Here is a 15,815-nt window from a genome sequence, read left to right as displayed (position 1 = left end):
CTCATGTCAGAACTTCTCCGGGTAGATCAACGCGAGGATGAGGTAGCCGACGAGAGCGACGGCCACGATGAGACCTGCGATGTTCTCGGCGCTCATGCGCCCACCCCGCTGCACTCGGCGGGCGCTTCGCACAAGCCGCACCTCTCGACGGTTCGCTCGCTGCGCTCGTTCACAGCTTCTCCGCCCCCCGCGCGATCAGGGCGATGACGGCGAACACGGCGACCGTGACACCGACGTAGATGAGATCGGACATGGGCTCCACCAGCGTGGTTCGGGAGATGCCGCGGACGGGCCGAAGGGCCTCCGTGCGGCGCCGGCGGACGACCGGCAGATGCAGCAAACCAGCCGTCAAGGGTGCGTAGAGGGGCCCTGACGCCCCCCATACGGGTGCGGGCCGGTCGTTGACGGGACCTTGACGGGCGCTTCACCGGGCCGAGACCGTCGTGACCGGGCCGAGAACCAGGGGGCGGGCGCGGGCCGGGTCCGGACGTACGTACGGGCCCCGCTGCGGCTGTAGCCGCACCGGGGCCCGTACGTGCGTTCACCTGTCGGTTCCCTCCGGTCACATCCGCATCCGCAGCCGGCAGACCACCGCGTCGGTGTGCCGGCGCAGGGCGCGGTCGATCACGGCGCCGCGCCGGTTCTGCAGCGCGCGCTGCCACCAGCGGGCCGGCTCGACCTCGGGGATCAGCACGGTGAGCCGGTCGTAGGCGTGCTCCTCGCCGAGCCGGTTGACGAACGCGGCGATCGGCGGGCCGAGCCGTCGGTGGTCGTCCGGGATCTCCACCAGCGCCACCCCGGGCCGCCACAGCTCCCAGTCCCGGCGCAGCGCCTCCGCGGCGGTCGGCTCGTGCACCACCGTCACCGCCATGACCTCGTCGCCCAGCGACAGCGCCGCCGACAGGCCGTCGCGGGTGAGCCGGGTGATCGCCGTCACCGGGACGACGACCAGGCTGCGCTGCCTGGTCACCGGGCCGGGCACCCGGCCGAGCTCCAGGCGTTCGCCGATCCGCCCGTAGCTGCGGTGGACCGCCTCGAACAGCACCACCAGCAGCGGCAGGGCCACCACGATGCCCCAGGCGCCCTCGGTGAACTTGGTGCCGGTCACCACGAGCGCGGCGACGCCGGTCAGCAGCGCGCCGAAGCCGTTCAACGCCGCCCTGCCCCGCCAACCGGCCGGGCGGTGCAGGTGCCAGTGCCGGACCATGCCCACCTGGCAGACGGTGAAGCCGACGAACACACCGATCGAGAACAGCGGCACCAGGCTGTTGACGTCACCGCCGGAGCCGGCCAGCAGCGCGGCCGACACCACGGCCAGGAACAGCACCCCGGACCGGTACACCTGGCGGTCGGCGCGCAGCGCGAAGACGTGCGGGAGGTGGTTGTCCCGGGCGAGCAGGTCCATCAGCACCGGCAGGCCGCCGAAGGAGGTGTTGGCGGCCAGGCCGAGCAGCAGCACGGTGGCGAACTGGACGACGTAGAAGCCGAAGCCGTGGCCGAGCGAGGCGTCCGCGAGCTGGGCGAGCACGGTGACGCCCTCGACCGGCTGCAGGTGGAAGCGCCCGATCAGCACGGCCAGCCCGACCAGCATCACGCCGAGCAGGGCGCCGAGCGCGACCTCGGTGTGCTGGGCGCGCTTCGCCCGAGGGGTCCGGAAGGAGGGGACGGCATTGGCCACCGCCTCGACCCCGGTCAGTGCCGAGCAGCCGGCCGCGAAGGCCCTGAGCAGCAGCAGCGCGCCGACCGCCGTGGCGTTCCCGGCGAGCGCCGTGGCATGGCCGGCGGCGGCCTCCGTGCTGACCGGGGCGTCCCGGAACAGGCCGACCGCGACGATCGCCAGGACGGCGAGGACGAACACGGCCGTCGGCGCCATGAACCAGCGGGCCGACTCGGCGATCCCCCGCAGGTTGACGGCGGTCACCACGGCCAGCACGCCCAGGCACAGCCAGACCCGGTCGTCGTACAGACCCGGCACGGCCGAGGTCAGCGCGGCCACTCCAGCGGTCACCGACACCGCGACGTTCAGCACGTAGTCGATCACCAGCGAGGCCGCCGCGGTCAGTGCGGTCCGGCGGCCCAGATGCGCCTTGGCCACCGCGTAGGATCCGCCGCCGTCCGGGAACGCCGCGATCACCTGCCGGTAGGAGGCCACCAGCACCCCGAGCAGCACGGCGATCGCCACCGTGACCGGCAGCGTGAAACCCAGCCCGTACGAACCGGCGGCGGCCAGCACCAGCACGACCGACTCCGGGCCGTACGCCACCGAGGCCATCGCGTCCAGCGACAGCGCCGCCAGGCCGCCGAGCGCGCTCAGCCGGTGCCGCTCGTCACCCGCCCCGGTATCCGGCGGTTCGGGCTCGGCCGTCACGGCCGGGGTGGAAGTGGCGCTGGACATCGGACGGGACCTCCGCAGTCGGTAGTTGCTCCGAATCCTGCGGTTGGCGCGTCCGGGCGCCACCCGTCCCCTACGCGTTCCTGACGCCGCCGCCTGCGGCCCTGACGCGCCCTTGACGCGGCCCGTACGGCGGGAGGGGCTGTTGGCGGGGGTGGGGGAGCCGTTGTCCCGGCGGGCGCCGGTTGGGAAGACGATCAGCTCGAAGGACTCCCACCCCCGGCCCCCACTCTGCTGCCTGTCTGCCGTAATTGCAAGTTATGCGCAATAACTGCCTCCGCCGGCGTCCGCGCGCACGAAAAGACCCCCGATCCGCGTTTCCGCAGATCGGGGGCCGTTTCTCCATCCTGTGGCTGGTGCAGGGTTCGAACCTGCGTAGCTTGCGCGACAGATTTACAGGCCGCTGACCAGGGGCGCTCTGACCAGGCAACTCTTGATCGCGGGCCGGATCTGGTCCGCCACTGGTCCGGATCATGGTCCCGACGGCCCCCACCATGCGCCCCCAGTCCGACGCCAGTCCAGATCTTGCTTAGACCAAGCATTGAGGTCATAACCCTCTCCGCGGCAACAGCGTCATCGCATGATCATGTCAAATGAGTTTCAGTCAGCACCCGATTTCGCCAACTGCCCACTGCAGGCGGCCCGATCGGTAGACTCGGCGAGATCTGGGCAGTCGCGACCACGCTTGGGGAGCTTCGTGAAGGACTATGACTACGAGTCGCTCGGCGCCGATATGTTCCAGCAGCTGGCGCAAGCAGTACTCGTGAAGCTTCACCCCGACGTTCAGTGCCTCCCTGTGGGCATGCCAGATGGGGGCCGTGATGCCTCCGTTCCGGGCGATAGAGCTCAGGACTCGATCGTCTATCAAGTGAAGTTCAGGAAGCCGACACCCAACAGGTCGGCAACTCCGGACGAAATTTGCAGCTGGCTGCAAAAAGCAATTACGAAGGAGCTTCCAAAGCTTCGCCGCCTCGAACAGAGGGGCACCACTAAATATATTGTAATCACCAATGCGCAGTGCTCGTCACATGAGGATGCGGGGACTTTCGACCGGATGAGCGAATGGATGAGGAATAATCTTCCCATCCCCTCTCAGATCTGGTGGAGAGATGATGTAAGTCGGCGTCTAGATGGCGAGATTGAAATAAAGCGCACTTACGGGCTCCTGCGAGACCTGGACGGTCTCATGGAGCTCCTTGGGTACCGCAGCCCAGAGAGCACCAGCGACTCACTAATCCGGACAGCGCGAACCGATCCGCGGATTGCAGCTCTCATTAAGGCCCTTCGCTTCCAGTACGGCCGCGACAGGATTGTTAAATTCAAGCAGGCTGATCTCAATCCCGAGCTTCTCGACGTATTTGTCGACACGCCCACTGCGGCACTAGACGTCTCGGTGCTTGAAGTTCAGCTACTAATGTTGAGTGCCCAGGCGGAAAGTGACTCGCCAGGCGAGTCATTTGCCCGATGGCGGGGAATCATCAGGCCAAAATCTGAAGAGGCATATTCGGTGCGCGAGAACAACGGCCCACCGGCAGCATCCCTGCTCCTTGCAGGAATTCCGCCAGCCGCTTCCAAAAACCTCTCTCGGTTTGTTCTTGAAGGTGCTCCAGGTCAGGGAAAGTCGACCGTAGGGCAGTATCTATGCCAGGTGCACAGAGCGAGACTTCTCGGGCACGAGGACGTAGCACGCTTTCCAAGCAACCATCGATCTAGTCCCTTGAGACTCCCGTTCCATGTCGATCTACGAGACCTAGCAACGTGGCTTCGAAAGAAGGACCCTTTCGACATCACTAACGCCGGGAAGCCTCGCGACTGGATCGGCAGCGTCGAATCGTTTCTTGCTGCACAGGTTCGAGAATACTCTGGCGGCATGGCTTTCAGCGTAACCGACCTAGATGCGATTATTTCCGCTACGCCAATCCTGATTATTCTCGACGGCCTTGATGAAGTTGCTGACGTTGGCGATCGCAAGGCCGTTGTAGCAGCGGTTAATGATGCCTTTCTGAGGCTTGAGCACTCATGCCCTGATATGCGCTTGATTGCGACAAGCAGGCCCAACGCATTCTCAAAGTCGCCCGGGTTCCCCAAGAAGGACTACACCTACCTATCTCTAGCGGATCTCCCACTTGGGCTCGTTCTAAATTACACGGACGGGTGGCTTAGGGCAAAGAACATTGTGGATCGCGAAGCGCTAAATATTCGCAAGGCTCTCGGGGATAAGCTGAGCCAGTCTCACATCATTGATTTGGCAAGAAATCCGATGCAGCTCGCCATTCTATTGTGGCTGGTGCAGCGGAAAGGTTCGTCGCTGCCCGATAAGCGCACAGCGCTCTACAATGCATACATTGACACCTTTTTGGACAGAGAAGCCGAAAAGAGCAACATCGTCCGCGACAAGCGGGACCTAATTCTTGAGCTTCATGGATATATCGCCTGGCATCTACATTGCAAGGCTGAGGCCGGCAAGTCCAGCGGAAATATTAGCGAGCCTCGCCTCAAAGGACTAATGAAGCGGTACCTCACAAGCGAGGGCTACGACACAGAGATCGTGGACCAGCTCTTTACCGGCATGACACAGCGCGTGATGGTATTGACGAGCAGAATTGAGGGCACCTTCGAGTTCGAGGTGCAGCCGCTTCGCGAATATTTCGCAGCTAGATTTCTCTACTCTACCGCCCGCCCTTCTCCTCCTGGAGCCGAACATGCTGGCACCCGGTCGGATCGGTTCGAGTCGCTCGTAAGAAACCCCTATTGGCTAAACGTGATGCGGTTCTTTGCGGGATTCTCCGATAAAGGCGAGCTGGCCAACATTCTTGACCTTATCGAGGCACTGCAGGCGGATAGCGAATTCGGATTGACTGGCTACCCTCGCCACATCGCTGCTGTGCTACTTCGGGATCAGGTATTCTCACAAAAGCCTAAGATCGCTCAGAGTGCCATGGAAATGGTGGCGAACTCGCAGGGCATCAGCTTGCTCAGTACGGCCTGGTTCGGGTCCGGGGAAATTCTAACAGTAAACAAAGACTCGGGCGCTGCTGGAATGGCCGACTTGATGCGTGCCCAAATCGAAAAGACTCCCAGGTTTGAACGTTGCAGCCACCAGGCCTGTCGTGTGCTCGTCGAGAATACCGACGGCGCAGAAACAGTTGAGTGGTGGTTTGCCAGAGCCACAGGCTTGACCGGGATTGCGCTTCGCCATTGGGTCCGCGCTGGTCAGTTTCTCCACGTGTTCCAGGCTCTTACGCCGGAGCAGATCTCGCAGCTCATCGCCGGAAGCCCGGACGACAATCAGCTGTGGCAAATTCTCATCATGTCCAACGCGCTTGATATTTCGAGGTTGAACGGGTTTGAACGCGGCAAATTTCTAGAGTCTCTAAGAACTACCATTGGGCTGGAGTTCCGGCCGTACATCTACTTCACGCGAGGGGTCCGGGCCTTCGAATTCGTCAGTTCACACAATTTCGTTAAGGCAATGCTGGGTGAATATAGGGGAGCTTCATCAATCGCGGAATCGACTACCAGGCTGGCTACAACGGCCGAACCTGCGGATGATCCTGTCACTCAGGTGGCTTGTGAAATCGCGAAGTTGGTGGAGCGTGCCGAAAATCTAGTGGGTTTGGATTGCCTCCAGGTGCTCCAGGAAGCTCATGACCTAATCGTCAGACTTCTTGGATCTGGGCCTCGGAGTGATGGCTTCGCGCTCGGTGCGGGATTTGCGCGGGGCGGCGGGGTTACGAGGGCGGTAGCCGGTAATCTGCTTGATAAAAGTATCCACCCTGTTTTGCGAGCCCGCTTCGCGCGCACGCGGAGATCGGATGCGGAATGGTGGCGCAGTCAATCTACTTACGTTTCCTCCGAAGAGGACGCCCGATGGGTAATCAGCTCCGCCATGGCGTATAGCGGTCACGAGGTCGTGGCAATTGTATGCAAGGAGCTGGATCGGTGGATGCGCAGTATGGACGTCGGGCAAGCGGAGCTGCTTGCCAGCATTTCTGCCACTTCTGGGTACCACCAGAGTTCGCCTACGGTTTCGTATGGCCAATATGATGGGTTGCGGATCAGCCCGGTTGGACTTCTGCTCCTTTCCCAAAAGGTCCCGCCAGCGGAGGCTGTCTCGCTGCTTCGAAGCGCAGTCAGGAAATCTAAGACCCGCGAACTGAAGGCATACATAAGCTCGGCGCTCGTGACCCAAATCCTTGAGTCCCCCAATCCCTATGAATCCCTTGACGAGCTTAGGGCGGCTGGAGCGGAATCAATGAAGGGGAGCGTCTCGTTTAAGACCATTAGGGGGCATGTGCGAGTTCCGACGCTAAGCCAAGCGAAGGCTGTGCTTGCCGATCCGAAAAATCTTCCAGATCGGGTAATCTGGGCGGCCGATCGTGAGCTCATGGGTCACCTCGGCGCCAAAGCTATCCCGCTTTCACGGGTTGCCGAGAGAGACAAGTGGTTTGATGACTCGCTAGCAGACTAAAGGTTGGGAGAACCCGCCTAACATCGCGCCAGTCACGCCGCCGTTCGGGGCTTGGCGTTCCACACATGTTCGGTGACGCCTAGTCGGACAGCTTCGGCTGTTCGACTAGGGCTTTCTGTCTTCTCGTCAGGCCAGAGCATCGGCAATGTGCTGCATCGAGTCCACAATGGCCACCGCCCCGGCAACGGCTAGCTTGATGTCTTTCCCCGGCTTGTTGGCGTAGCCGATCGTCGGAACTCCGGCGACTTCCCCGGCCTCGACGTCGCGGGCTGCGTCGCCGATGAAGATGCAATGCTCCGGCTTGGTACCTGCGGCTTCCATAGCTTCTAGCAGAAGGCGCGGGTTCGGCTTCATAGACGATGGGTCGCCCGGGATGCGCCCGAAGACGCCGGCCACGCAGCAGCTGAGACCGTGCTCGGCGAGGTAAGCCTCGATGGCTGCGCCCGCGTTGTTGCTGACCACCGAGACCAGCCGACCGGAGCGGGTAGACGCACGCAGAACCGATTCGCCGCCCGGGGTCGGGCGCGCCACCCGGACAGCTTCGGTCTCCAGTGTGGCGAGCGCGGCGTCCGTGCTGGCCGTGAGATCGGGCCGGGCGTCCGAGACCAGCCGGAGCAGGGCGAGCGGATCGGTCTCCTCCTCCGCCCCGGCCAGGGCCTGCTCGCCGGTGGCGAGCAGGCCCTCACGGAGTCGGCGCGCAACCTCCGGGGCGGGGAGGCCGGCGAAGACCGAGCACACCGGGCCGTCGAAGTCGAGGAGCACGTGCTTCACCGGCCGCAGCACGTCGGCGAGTTGCTGAGGGGCGGCGTTCATGGCTGCCGCTCGTAGGCGATCGTGCTCCACACGCTGTCGAACCACATCTGGGCCTGCTGGACGTACTGCGATCCGAGCGAGGCGTCGTCCGGGCCGGCGGCGTGGTGGAACAAGGTGGTGTCCTTGCCGGTCACGTCGTAGAAGGTGTGGGCAGTGTCATCGATCGTCACGGTCCGCTCGCGGAGCGGGTAAAAGCCGAAGAACGCCTCTGCCCGGTTCAGGATGTACAGCTTGAACAGGCTGGATGCCCGGTGCACCTTGACCTGAACGCTCGCTTTCTGGACGAGGCCCAGCTCGGCCAGCATCTCCACCGAATGCGCGATCCCGCCGGCGTTCGTCAGGGCGATGTTGCGGGCGCGCTCCCGGAGGGCGGCCTCGTCCTGGAGCCCATCGACCAGCACCGGCACGGCCATCGGCGCCGTGGTGTCGGGCAGCAGCAAGCGGACGGTGATGGATTCCGGCGCCAGCCGGCCGGAGCGGACCTTGTCGAGCGGCTCCTGCAGCGCGTTGTGCAGCGTCTCGCTGGAGAACCCGGCGAAGTCGAGGGTCACCTGCTGCTGCTCGAAGGCCGCTTCGAGGTGAGGCCGCAGCCCGACCGGCCGCGAGGTGCGCTCCCGCACGAACGAGCCGCTGCCCTGCCGGGTGACGATCAGTCCCTCGGTGCGGAGCAGGTCGAGCGCCTTGTCCACCGTGCCGCGCGCCACGCCGAAGTGCTTGGCCAGCTCGGGGCCGGACGGGAGCTTGTCTCCGGCTTCGAAGCCCGGCTTCTTCGTGAGGATCGAGGCCCGCAGAGAGCTGCCGACCTGCTGATACGGGGGGCGAGAGTCATCCGGGTCCAAGGCCATGGACCAATGCTAGGGGAGGTGCCCAACAGGCGCGAGAAACCCAACTCTCTTGACCTGCCTAAGCAGGTTGTCTATGTTGTGCGTGTCGCACCAAGTGAGACAGGGGCGACACAGAGGGGCCTTCTTTGGGCTGCTCTGAGCTCCACAAATGCGCCTATGGGATAGGCGAAGGGGCCCGGGACAGATCGGGCCGAGGTCACCGCGCCTTGTCAGACGGATGGCATGGACCGAAAGGTCTGCGTCTGCCTTGAAAGACGCACCCCCCGCCAGTTCGCCGCCGACTCCTCGGCGCCGGACCGGCGCGGTCTCAGCGAACGAGTGTCTTTGGTCCCCGATCCGCGCAGTCTGCGGCGGATCGGCGGCCATGGCTGCTCGTGGCGAGTAGCCGGCCCCGAGCTCGGGGCCGCCGCGCTTTCCTTGGCCGGGCGCGCGGCGGCCCCTGGGGCTCACCTCCCACTGGAAGAGGTAGACCCGTGAAGTCGATTGTTGCAGGTCAACACGCCATGGACTCCAGGGAGTTCGCGGAGCTGGCGTTGGGCGTGGACGAGGAGCTGTTCGCCGGCGTGCCCGGCGAGTCGGCCCCGGAGTACCACGCCCGGATGGACGCGGCGCTGGCTGTCCTCACGGACCTGCACCGAGAGGACCCGGAGCTGGCCGCTCACGCGGAGCGGCTGCTGAGCATGGCGCCGGTGCCGCTGCGGCGCCCCGCGGTGATCCGCCGCACCGCCCACGTCGGGCGGGTGGCCGCGTGATGACGGACTGCACGCTCACGGCGCTCACGGCCGCTCACCCGTCGCTCACGACGCGCTCACCGGGCGCCGGACGGTGCTCGCAGTGAGGGCGCCGACGAACCTGGAGCAGATCCGCTCGGCCGAGAAGGTGTTGGCCGTGGGGACGTGGACGATCACCCTGGGCGCGGTCCTCTACAGCATGCTCACGGTGACCCCGCTGATGTCCGGACACACCCCCAAGGGGTGGCAGTGGACGGCGCCGATCCTGCCGCTGGTCGTGGACGCGGCGGTGGTGATCGTGGTCCGGATGGACAGCACGCTCGCCTACTTGGACGGCGACGGCGGCCGGTGGCCGGTCATGCTGCGCTGGATGACCGGCGCGATGACGGTGCTGCTCAACGTGGGTCAGAGCGCGTTGGATCACGACGCGGTCGGGGTGGCGGTCCACGCGGTAGCGCCGCTGCTGCTGATCGTCACGGCGGAGACCTCGTTGGCCTACCGGCGGGCGATCGCCGCCGCGCTGGCCGCGCGAGCGGCCGGTGAGCGCGATGAGCGGGCCGAGCGCGAGCGCCTCCAGGAGGAGCGCCGGCAGCGGGAGCGCGAGGACCGGTTGGCCGAGTACGAGCGGGCCGAGCAGCGCGAGCGTGAGCGCCGTGAGCACGACGAGCGGATGGCCGACAAGCAGCGTGAGCACGAGGAGCGCATGGCCCGCGAGAAGCGGGAGGAGCTGGCCCGCCGGGAGGCCGCCGACCGAGACGAACGGCAGCGCCGGCAGGACGCCGAGCGGGCCGACCGCGAACGTCGCGAGCGAGAGGTGAGCGAGCGTGAGCGCCTTGAGCGCGAGCGTGAGCAGACCGCCGAGCAAGCCATCGAGCAGCTCCGCCAGGAACTCCTCGCCGCACCCGCCGTGGACGAGCGCCTGCCCGAGGACCAGGCCCGCCTCACCGTGCAGGACTGCGTCGTGGCCCGCGTTCCGCAGCGCCGGGCTGTCGAGCTGACCGGCTGGTCCGCCGGCTGGATCGCCAACCGCTACCAGGAACTGCGCGCCGCCGAGCGCCCCGCCATCGCGGCCTGATCTCTCCCCACTCAGCTCGGCTGAATCTCAGCAAGGAGACCTCTGTCATGGCCCTGACCATGATCGCACCCCTCATCCCCCCGATCACCCCCGAGGACCGCGCCCGCGCCGCCGACGGCGCCGACCGCGTGCTGACCGTCCAGGTCGGCAAGAACGGCGGTGCGAAGTGAAGCCGATCACCACCCTCCCGCTGGTCGGCCTCGTCCGCCGCGACGGCATCGCCTACCGGGCCGCCGCCCCGGTGCCGCTCGACGTCGTCAGCGGCCTGATCCGCGAGTCGTGGTGCAGCCGCGTGGCCGTCACCGACGCCTCCGCCGACGGGGCCTTCCCCGCCGAGTTCCGCGCGATGTGCGTGGTCGAGGGCCAGCCGTTCGTCCTGACCGGCCTGATCGGGCGGAGGAGCGACTGATGCTCGGCTTCGGCAAGAAGGCCGCCGACACCCGGTCCGGTCAGCAGCGCAGGGCCAAGGCGGTCCGCGACGCGGACCGCGCCGGCCACGCCGCCATGGACGCCAAGACCCGCCGCACCACGGCCCTGGAGGCCAACCCCGTCCGCGCCTGGTGGCGCTCCTCCTGACACTCCCCGGCCCTGGCCTCCCCGGCCGGGCCCCTACTCGGAGAACTGACCATGGACTGGCTCCTGAGCCTGCTCTACCCGATCCTCGCGGTCGGCGCCGGCATCGCCGTGTGGCTCCTCCGGCGGGAGGAGAACCGATGACCGTCCCCCCTCCCCCTACCGTTCCACCGACCGTCGGTGGCCCTCCCGGCGCCAAGTGGTGGAGCAAGAGCGGCCCGTGGAGCCAGCCGGCTCCCGAGCCGGTCAGCCTCCGCAAGACCGAGCCGACCGGTCCCGCCGACGAGGTCGAGGACCAGGCCGTCGAGGACGACGACCAGGACCAGCCCGAGGCCACCGTCGAGGCCGGCCAGGAGCGGTACGACCTGCAGACCGTGGCCGAGAGCCTGCGCCTGCTGATCAGTCAGACGCCGGAGGAGCAGGCCGAACGCGCCCGCAGGGACCGTGAGGAGAAGTACCGGGAGCAGGGGGAGACCCCCGACGAGCGCGAGGACCGCCACCGCGCCGAGCAGCTCGTCGAGCAGCGCCGGGCTTCCGTGCTGTGGCGTCAGCCCCAGTCCGAGCGCGCCCGCCGGTTCCGCCGCTGGTGCATCCTCACCACCACCTCCGCCGTACTCGGCTACCAGATGGGCGCCGTCCAGCTGGCCGCCCGCGTGCCCCTGACCGTCGCCGCGCTCGCTGCGGCCGGCGCCTGGCTCGTCGACCTGCGCATGCGCGGGTGGGGCCACGTCCGGGTCTCCGAGGTCCGCGGCTTCCCCGGCCTCACCATCTTGATCCTCGTGCGGGTGCCGTTCGCCTCCGCCCTGGTCGGTGCCCTCGGCCTGGCCCCCTTGATCACCCTCCTCTCCACCAGCCACCACTGACCGCAGGAGATCGACACCATGGACACCCAGTTGCTCGGCTCGTTCGGATCCGGCGGCCTCTGTCTGGCCATCGCCGTGTGGATCATCCTCGGCAGTCGCAAGGCCGACAAGCAGGGCAAGCTCGCCAAGAAGCACAAGGACGAGCACACCGCCTGGCTGATGATCGTCTTCGGGATCTTCGCCGCCGGGGCGGGTCAAGCCTTCTCGGCGCCGGGCACGGTCGGCGAGAGCCTGACCCACGCCTTCACCTCGCAGAGCACCGCGTTCGGCAACGTCGGCGCCGGCGCGGTCGCCGCGATCCTGACCCTCGTCCTGTTCGGGACCAAACCGGCACCGATCAAGGACTCAGTGCTCGGCGCGACCGTGCCGTCCGTCTACGCCGCCGCCGGGGGAATCTGGGCGCTGCCGCTGACCGTGATCGGCTCCGTCATCAAAGGCCTGGTGGGGGCCTGATGAAGCCCCGCCAGTACCTCGCGGGCGTGTCGGTCACCGCGTTCGGCCTGGGCAATCGCCTGATCATCCGGACCATCCGGCCCCGTGCCAAGGACATCAAGGTCACCCGCCAGCAGGTCGGAGGAGCGCTCGCCCTCGGCCTGTTCTTCGCCCCCGTCCTGGCCCGCCCCGTCGCCCGGTACGCGCCGACCACGATCACCGTCCTGCTCGTCCTCTGGGTGGTCGTCGCCGTCGTGGCCGGCAACACCGCGGCCGCCGCCGAACTCGCGATGGCCGACGCCGAGAAGCGTGCCGAGGGCGCCGCCGACAAGGCGAAGAAGGCGAAGGCCGGCGACCGGGCCGAGACCGGTGAGCCCGCCGAGGCGGAGCAGGCCGACGAGCTCCAGGACGCCCCCGCCGACGCCGACCTGTACGCCCTGATCCGGTACGTCGCCCAGATGTCCGACCAGGGAACCGCCGCCCACCTCTCCCACGTGCTGGAGGAGGGCCACGCGAGGGGCCTCTTCGGGGGCTGGCAGCTGCCCGACCTCAGGGCCCACCTGGAGGGCCTGGGGGTGGCCCTGGTGGAGGGCAAGAAGCTCACCTTCAACGGCCGCCAGCGCAACCGCCTCGCGGTGGCCGTGGACGCCCTTCCCGAGACCGCCCCAGGCACCGTCCCGGCGGTCGCCCAGGACGCCGCCTGACCCCGCTCCCCCGGCCGCTCCCGCGGCCCCTCCCGGGTGGCGGTAGGGCGGTAGGAATCGCAGGTCAGCGCGCCCCTACCGCCCTCCCTACCACTCCCCTACCTACCGCCCTACCCCCTTCCGCCGGCACCCGTCGGAAGGGGGAGTCGATCACCAGAAGGAGATCTTCATGGACCAGGACCTCGACGCCGCCGACTGGGCGCCGGGCGAGTGCGACCACTGCTTCGGTGGCGAGCCCGTCGAGACCCCGCTCGGACTCATCTACTGCGCCTGCCAGGTCGGCCAGGGCGCCACCCCCGAGAACTGCCTCTGCGGCCCCGAGGACGACTGACCGACACAGCACGAAGCCCCGCAGCAACCGCCGACCTTGCCGGGTGACATGCGGTTGCCGCGGGGCCAATCCGATTCCTCTCAGAACCAGAGGTCCAGCATGCCCGGAAACACCACCTCGCCGCAGCCCCGCTGCGAGGCCACCCACCTCGCCGACGCCAGCCCCTGCGAGGGCCCGCGCGACGCCGTGACCGTCGTCGACCGCCACGGCGACGCCGCCAAGGCCTGCGTGCACCACGGCACCCGCATGTACGCCAGCCTGGTCGGACCCCGCGTCTACCCCGGCAGCGTCCCCGGCGCGGCCATCGAGGTCTACAACCGCGCCCAGACCACCTCCGCGTTCGCCTGGCTCGACCACCACCAGCTCCCCACGGAGGACGAGCGGTGACCGAGTACGCCCCGAACGTGATCCCGTTCCGGCCCGAACCCGCCGAGGTGAAGGCCGCCGAGCAGGCCGTCATCGGCGCCGCCCTGCTCGACCCCGTCCAGGTCCCCGTGCTCGCCGCTCAGCTCGGCGACCCCGGCGCCTTCTACCACCCGGCCCACGAGACGATCTGGCGTGCCATCACCCGCATGGTGAACGGGGATCGACCGGTGGACCCGATGCTGCTGGCCGAAGTGCTACGCGCCCAGGGTGACTTGGCCCGCGTCGGCGGAGCCGGCTACCTGCACGCCTGCGTCGAGGCCACCCCGACCTCCGCCAACGGCGAGTACTACGCCGAGATCGTGCGCGTGGCCGCCGAACGGCGCCGCATCAACACCGCCACCAGCCGCCTCGCCCATATGGCCGGCGACGACCAGACCGACCTGGAGGCCGTCCGCACCGCCGCGTTGTCCGCCCTCGCCGACCTCGCATCGGGCGAGACCTGGCTCGACCCCGTTCCGCTCGGTTCCCACGGCGCGCTCCCGGTCTTCCCGGTGCACGCGCTCCCGAAGTGGGTCGGCGCGTACGTGGAGGCGGTCGCCGAGTTCACGCAGACCCCGCCCGACATGGCGGCCACCATGGCCCTGGCCGCGCTGTCGACCGCCGCCGGCGGGCGGGTGAACGTGGAGATCCGGCCCGGCTGGCGCGAGCAGTCGAACCTCTACCTGGTGTGCGCGATGCCCCCCGCCAGCCGGAAGTCCGACGTGTTCGCGTTCATGACCGCGCCGATCTACCGGATCGAGGACGAGCTCCGCGCCGAGGCCCGCGCCCGGATCATCGAGGCCGAGACGGCCAAGGAGGCCGCGCTCGCCGAGGTCGAGGCGCTCATGGCGAAGGCCCGCAAGAACCCCGACCTGGACCGTGCCCGCCTGGTCGTCGAGATCTCGGCGGCCCGGATGCTGGCGGAGGAGATCACCGTCCCGCCGAGCCCGCGGCTGACCCTCTCCGGGGACATCACCCCCGAGACCGTCACCCACCAGCTCGGCGTCCACCGCTGCCTGGCCGCACTCTCGCCCGAGGGCGACCTCTTCGACAGCATCGTGGGCCGCTACAGCAGCAAGCCGAACCTGGGCGTGTTCCTCCAGGCGCACAAGGGTGAGCGCCTCCAAGCCGACCGGATCACCCGCGAGCAGCCCACGGTGGACAAGCCCGCGCTCACCATCGGCGTCACCCCGCAGCCGGCCGTCCTCCAGGAGCTCGGCGCCGCTCCCGGGGCCCGGGACCGGGGGTTGCTGGCCCGGTTCCTGTACTCGCTCCCGCCGTCCAACCTGGGCTACCGGAAGATCCGTACGACGCCCGTCCCCGACACCGTGGCCACCACCTACGACGTGCGCCTTTCCGCTCTCCTGCGCACGCTCACTGCGCTGGACGAGCCGGTCACCGTGGTGCTCACCGAGGCCGCCGACCTCGCCGTGGAGAAGCTCCAGGAGAGGTTCGAGGTCCAGCTCCGCCCCGACGAGCCGCTCGCCCACATCAAGGACTGGGCCGGAAAGCTCGTCGGCCACATCGCCCGGATCGCCATCCTCCTCCATCTCGGCGACCAGGTCGCCGGCGATTGGCGCGCACCCGTCCAGGCCGCCGCCGTCGACCGCGCCGCAGAGATCGCCGAGTACTTCACCGCCCACACCCTCGCGGTCTTCGACCTCATCGCGGCCGACCCCGCGACCGAGGACGCCCACGCGCTCCTCCAGTGGCTCCAGCGGCCGAAGCGGGACGGCACCCACCGCACGCACATCAAGGCCCACGACGCCGTCGCCAGTAGCCGCAGGTTCAAGAAGGTCGCGGACGTCGAACCTGCCCTGCAGTTGCTCGAACAGCACGGTTGGCTCCGCACCGACCAGCCGCCCGCCAACGGCGGGCGCGGCCGCCCCCAGGCCATCACCTACCGCGTTCATCCAGCCGTGAGCACTCCCACAGGCGCGGAAACGATCAGGTAGCCGTCAGGGAAGTCAGGGCAAAGCCCTGACCAGCCAAGACGCCGCCGGACGGCCGGTCAGGGAACGTCAGGGCTGTCAGGGATACCTGAGATCCCCTGACAGCCCTGACAGCCCCTGACATCTCGCCAGGCACAGTTTCCGCAGGTCACCGGGTTGCCCTGACAACCCTGACGGCTTCCGCCCCTCGCGCCCGCCCGCGCCACACTCCGCGACCTTCACTCACAC

17 protein-coding genes are annotated in these 15,815 nt (G+C 67.7%); 12 read left to right on the top strand and 5 right to left on the bottom strand.

The genetic code is table 11. The features are described from left to right. Positions 1-6 precede the first annotated feature (6 nt). The 3 genes from kdpF to ACFV1W_RS03885 form a co-directional block, all read right to left on the bottom strand. Complete coding sequence (gene kdpF, locus ACFV1W_RS03895) at positions 7-96, bottom strand: K(+)-transporting ATPase subunit F (protein ID WP_037831562.1); 90 nt, start codon at positions 94-96, stop codon at positions 7-9. A gap of 73 nt (positions 97-169) precedes the next feature. Then, positions 170-340, bottom strand: coding sequence for a hypothetical protein (locus ACFV1W_RS03890; RefSeq protein WP_380412804.1), 171 nt, complete (start codon positions 338-340; stop codon positions 170-172). A 222-nt stretch (positions 341-562) separates the two neighbouring features. After that, the gene (locus tag ACFV1W_RS03885; RefSeq protein ID WP_380412802.1) at positions 563-2,395 is read right to left on the bottom strand and encodes an APC family permease; all 1,833 of its coding nucleotides are present in this window, start codon (positions 2,393-2,395) and stop codon (positions 563-565) included. A 694-nt stretch (positions 2,396-3,089) separates the two neighbouring features. On the opposite strand from ACFV1W_RS03885, the gene ACFV1W_RS03880 reads away from it, so the two are divergent. Then, complete coding sequence (locus tag ACFV1W_RS03880) at positions 3,090-6,863, top strand: NACHT domain-containing protein (protein WP_380412800.1); 3,774 nt, start codon at positions 3,090-3,092, stop codon at positions 6,861-6,863. Positions 6,864-6,989: 126 nt separating this feature from the next. On the opposite strand, the gene ACFV1W_RS03875 is transcribed toward ACFV1W_RS03880, so the two are convergent. Together ACFV1W_RS03875 and ACFV1W_RS03870 are read right to left on the bottom strand one after the other, a co-directional pair. After that, positions 6,990-7,676, bottom strand: a complete 687-nt coding sequence (locus tag ACFV1W_RS03875) for an HAD family hydrolase (RefSeq protein WP_380412798.1) — start codon at positions 7,674-7,676, stop codon at positions 6,990-6,992. Continuing rightward, positions 7,673-8,521, bottom strand: coding sequence for a GntR family transcriptional regulator (locus tag ACFV1W_RS03870; protein WP_380412796.1), 849 nt, complete (start codon positions 8,519-8,521; stop codon positions 7,673-7,675). The genes ACFV1W_RS03875 and ACFV1W_RS03870 overlap by 4 nt, the downstream gene beginning before the upstream one ends. A 503-nt stretch (positions 8,522-9,024) precedes the next feature. Here ACFV1W_RS03870 and ACFV1W_RS03865 point away from each other — a divergent pair. From ACFV1W_RS03865 to ACFV1W_RS03815, 11 genes are all read left to right on the top strand, one after another. Further along, positions 9,025-9,273 (top strand): hypothetical protein, encoded by a 249-nt coding sequence (locus ACFV1W_RS03865; protein ID WP_380412794.1) that lies wholly within the window; start codon positions 9,025-9,027, stop codon positions 9,271-9,273. An 82-nt stretch (positions 9,274-9,355) separates the two neighbouring features. Next, positions 9,356-10,327, top strand: coding sequence for a DUF2637 domain-containing protein (locus ACFV1W_RS03860; RefSeq protein WP_380412792.1), 972 nt, complete (start codon positions 9,356-9,358; stop codon positions 10,325-10,327). Between the two features lie 47 nt (positions 10,328-10,374). Then, entirely contained in the window at positions 10,375-10,497 is a 123-nt protein-coding gene (locus tag ACFV1W_RS03855) for a hypothetical protein (protein ID WP_380412790.1), read from the top strand. After that, a complete protein-coding gene (locus ACFV1W_RS03850) occupies positions 10,494-10,736 on the top strand; it encodes a hypothetical protein (RefSeq protein ID WP_380412788.1) in 243 nt (80 codons plus the stop codon). The genes ACFV1W_RS03855 and ACFV1W_RS03850 overlap by 4 nt, the downstream gene beginning before the upstream one ends. Further along, on the top strand, positions 10,736-10,903 hold the full coding sequence (locus tag ACFV1W_RS03845) for a hypothetical protein (protein WP_380412787.1): 168 nt from the start codon (positions 10,736-10,738) through the stop codon (positions 10,901-10,903). The genes ACFV1W_RS03850 and ACFV1W_RS03845 overlap by 1 nt, the downstream gene beginning before the upstream one ends. A 137-nt stretch (positions 10,904-11,040) precedes the next feature. Further along, positions 11,041-11,763, top strand: a complete 723-nt coding sequence (locus ACFV1W_RS03840) for a hypothetical protein (protein ID WP_380412786.1) — start codon at positions 11,041-11,043, stop codon at positions 11,761-11,763. Between the two features lie 18 nt (positions 11,764-11,781). Beyond that, positions 11,782-12,216 (top strand): hypothetical protein, encoded by a 435-nt coding sequence (locus ACFV1W_RS03835; protein WP_380412784.1) that lies wholly within the window; start codon positions 11,782-11,784, stop codon positions 12,214-12,216. Then, the gene (locus ACFV1W_RS03830) at positions 12,216-12,899 is read left to right on the top strand and encodes a hypothetical protein (protein ID WP_380412783.1); all 684 of its coding nucleotides are present in this window, start codon (positions 12,216-12,218) and stop codon (positions 12,897-12,899) included. The genes ACFV1W_RS03835 and ACFV1W_RS03830 overlap by 1 nt, the downstream gene beginning before the upstream one ends. Before the next feature lie 169 nt (positions 12,900-13,068). Continuing rightward, the gene (locus ACFV1W_RS03825) at positions 13,069-13,230 is read left to right on the top strand and encodes a hypothetical protein (RefSeq protein ID WP_380412782.1); all 162 of its coding nucleotides are present in this window, start codon (positions 13,069-13,071) and stop codon (positions 13,228-13,230) included. A gap of 99 nt (positions 13,231-13,329) precedes the next feature. Continuing rightward, positions 13,330-13,617: a hypothetical protein gene (locus ACFV1W_RS03820; RefSeq protein WP_380412780.1), complete on the top strand. Its 288-nt coding sequence runs from the start codon at positions 13,330-13,332 to the stop codon at positions 13,615-13,617. Continuing rightward, positions 13,614-15,590: a DUF3987 domain-containing protein gene (locus ACFV1W_RS03815; protein WP_380412778.1), complete on the top strand. Its 1,977-nt coding sequence runs from the start codon at positions 13,614-13,616 to the stop codon at positions 15,588-15,590. The genes ACFV1W_RS03820 and ACFV1W_RS03815 overlap by 4 nt, the downstream gene beginning before the upstream one ends. The last annotated feature ends 225 nt before the right edge of the window (positions 15,591-15,815 follow it).

Source organism: Kitasatospora sp. NPDC059648 (assembly GCF_042734825.1).
Classification (GTDB): Bacteria; Actinomycetota; Actinomycetes; order Streptomycetales; family Streptomycetaceae; genus Kitasatospora.
The sequence above is the reverse complement of the archived record's forward strand: the minus strand, read 5'-3'. Positions and strand labels throughout refer to the sequence as shown.

What these genes read in the sequence shown, in the direction of transcription:
- ACFV1W_RS03830 (WP_380412783.1), top strand. Translation starts at nt 12,216, where the DNA reads ATGAAGCCCCGCCAGTACCTCGCGGGCGTGTCGGTCACCGCGTTCGGC.
- ACFV1W_RS03865 (WP_380412794.1), top strand. Translation starts at nt 9,025, where the DNA reads ATGGACTCCAGGGAGTTCGCGGAGCTGGCGTTGGGCGTGGACGAGGAG.
- ACFV1W_RS03835 (WP_380412784.1), top strand. Translation starts at nt 11,782, where the DNA reads ATGGACACCCAGTTGCTCGGCTCGTTCGGATCCGGCGGCCTCTGTCTG.
- ACFV1W_RS03840 (WP_380412786.1), top strand. Translation starts at nt 11,041, where the DNA reads ATGACCGTCCCCCCTCCCCCTACCGTTCCACCGACCGTCGGTGGCCCT.
- ACFV1W_RS03875 (WP_380412798.1), bottom strand. Translation starts at nt 7,676, where the DNA reads ATGAACGCCGCCCCTCAGCAACTCGCCGACGTGCTGCGGCCGGTGAAG.
- ACFV1W_RS03820 (WP_380412780.1), top strand. Translation starts at nt 13,330, where the DNA reads ATGCCCGGAAACACCACCTCGCCGCAGCCCCGCTGCGAGGCCACCCAC.
- ACFV1W_RS03825 (WP_380412782.1), top strand. Translation starts at nt 13,069, where the DNA reads ATGGACCAGGACCTCGACGCCGCCGACTGGGCGCCGGGCGAGTGCGAC.
- ACFV1W_RS03855 (WP_380412790.1), top strand. Translation starts at nt 10,375, where the DNA reads ATGGCCCTGACCATGATCGCACCCCTCATCCCCCCGATCACCCCCGAG.
- ACFV1W_RS03885 (WP_380412802.1), bottom strand. Translation starts at nt 2,395, where the DNA reads ATGTCCAGCGCCACTTCCACCCCGGCCGTGACGGCCGAGCCCGAACCG.
- kdpF (WP_037831562.1), bottom strand. Translation starts at nt 96, where the DNA reads ATGAGCGCCGAGAACATCGCAGGTCTCATCGTGGCCGTCGCTCTCGTC.
- ACFV1W_RS03845 (WP_380412787.1), top strand. Translation starts at nt 10,736, where the DNA reads ATGCTCGGCTTCGGCAAGAAGGCCGCCGACACCCGGTCCGGTCAGCAG.
- ACFV1W_RS03870 (WP_380412796.1), bottom strand. Translation starts at nt 8,521, where the DNA reads ATGGCCTTGGACCCGGATGACTCTCGCCCCCCGTATCAGCAGGTCGGC.